This is a genomic window from Methylobacterium sp. WL18 (assembly GCF_008040015.1).
GTDB lineage: Bacteria > Pseudomonadota > Alphaproteobacteria > Rhizobiales > Beijerinckiaceae > Methylobacterium > Methylobacterium mesophilicum.
Map to the genome: position 1 here is coordinate 1 of NZ_VRVD01000894.1, position 1,485 is coordinate 1,485.

The 1,485-nt window shown below is 72.5% G+C and carries 1 protein-coding gene and 1 pseudogene; both read left to right on the forward strand.

Annotated elements, in window-relative coordinates:
* A pseudogene (locus FV228_RS29425) lies at positions 1-401 on the forward strand (ornithine cyclodeaminase family protein); the annotation flags it as partial.
* A gap of 84 nt (positions 402-485) precedes the next feature.
* Positions 486-1,241, forward strand: coding sequence for a precorrin-6A synthase (deacetylating) (cobF, locus tag FV228_RS29430; RefSeq protein WP_147857688.1), 756 nt, complete (start codon positions 486-488; stop codon positions 1,239-1,241).
* The last annotated feature ends 244 nt before the right edge of the window (positions 1,242-1,485 follow it).

A 1,485-nucleotide genomic window follows, 5' to 3' on the forward strand; every position in this document is an offset into this window, starting at 1 on the left:
ACCCGCAGGAGGCCTGCCTGGCCGCCGACGTGATCGTGACGGCCACGCCCGCCCGGGCGCCGCTGTTCGAGGCCGATTGGGTCCGCCCCGGCACCCATGTCGCCGCCATGGGGGCGGATGCCAAGGGCAAGCAGGAGCTGCCCCCGGCCCTGCTCGAGCGGGCGGCCCTCTACTGCGACCTGCCCGAGCAGTCGCGCACCATCGGCGAGTTCCAGCACGCCCCCGCGGCGGCGGAGCTGCGGGCGATCGGCGCCGTGCTGGGGAGCGGGCAGGGGGCCCGGACCGACCCCGAGGCGATCACGGTGTTCGATTCCTCCGGCATCGCCCTCCAGGACCTGACCATCGCCCGGGCGATCCTGGCAAAATGGGTTTCCAAAGGGCATGAGCCCTTTGGCGGGTAATCAGGGCGGAGCCCTGATGACGACGAGCAGGGCGCCGCCCTGCACCCGCAAAAGGTCGGGGACCTTTTGAAACCGGGATTTCGCATGCAGGACCGTCAGATCCGGGTCATCGGCATCGGCACGGGCGATCCCGAGCACCTGACCCTCCAGGCGGTGCGGGCGCTGGCCGATGTCGACGCGGTGTTCGTGCTCGACAAGCGCGCCGAGACCGCCGACCTCGTGGACATCCGCAAGCGGATCTGCGCCGTCCATATCCAAAAGCCCCACCGGGTCGTCACCATCGAGGATCCGCCCCGGGAGCGCCGCCCGGCCGATTACGGCGCCACCGTCGACGCCTGGCACGCGGCCCGGGCCGAGCGGCTGGAGGCGGCCTTCGCGGCGGAACTCGAATCCGGGCAGGTCGGGGCGATCCTGGTCTGGGGCGACCCGGCCCTCTACGACAGCACCCTGCGGATCCTCGACCGCATCGCGTCGCGCGGGCGCCTCGCCCTGCGCTACGCCGTGATCCCCGGCCTCTCGAGCGTTCAGGTCCTGGCCGCCCGCCACGGCGTGCCGCTCAACGCCATCGGCGGCCCGGTGCTGATCACCACCGGGCGGCGCCTCGCCGCGGGCTGGCCCGAGGATGCTGAGAGCGTCGTGGTGATGCTCGACGGCGATCCGAGCTTCGCCGGCCTCGACCCGGCGCTGACGATCTACTGGGGGGCCTACCTCGGCAGCCCGGACGAGATCCTGGTCTCCGGCCGCCTCGGCACCGTCGGCGCCGAGATCCGGCGGGTCCGCGTGGAGGCCCGGACGCGGCACGGCTGGATCATGGATATCTATTTGTTGCGCCGGCTCTGAGCGGGAGAGGCTGCGCCCCCCGACCCCGGCGAGCTGCGCTGCGCGCGCGAATATCCCGATCTCGTCCCTCATCCTTCGAGGTCTCCGCTTCGCTTCGCCGCCTCAGGATAAGGGGAGGATGGGAGGACTCGGGCCAGCAGCGCGCGCCGCGAGAACGCCGGCCCCCGCCGTGACCCCGCCGCCACGGACAGGACGGCCCGACCGGGCTAGACCCGCCGCCATGCTGCGCTTGCGGGACTACCAG

Excerpts from the sequence above, each read along its gene's own strand:
- cobF (WP_147857688.1), top strand. The coding sequence starts at position 486 with ATGCAGGACCGTCAGATCCGGGTCATCGGCATCGGCACGGGCGATCCC.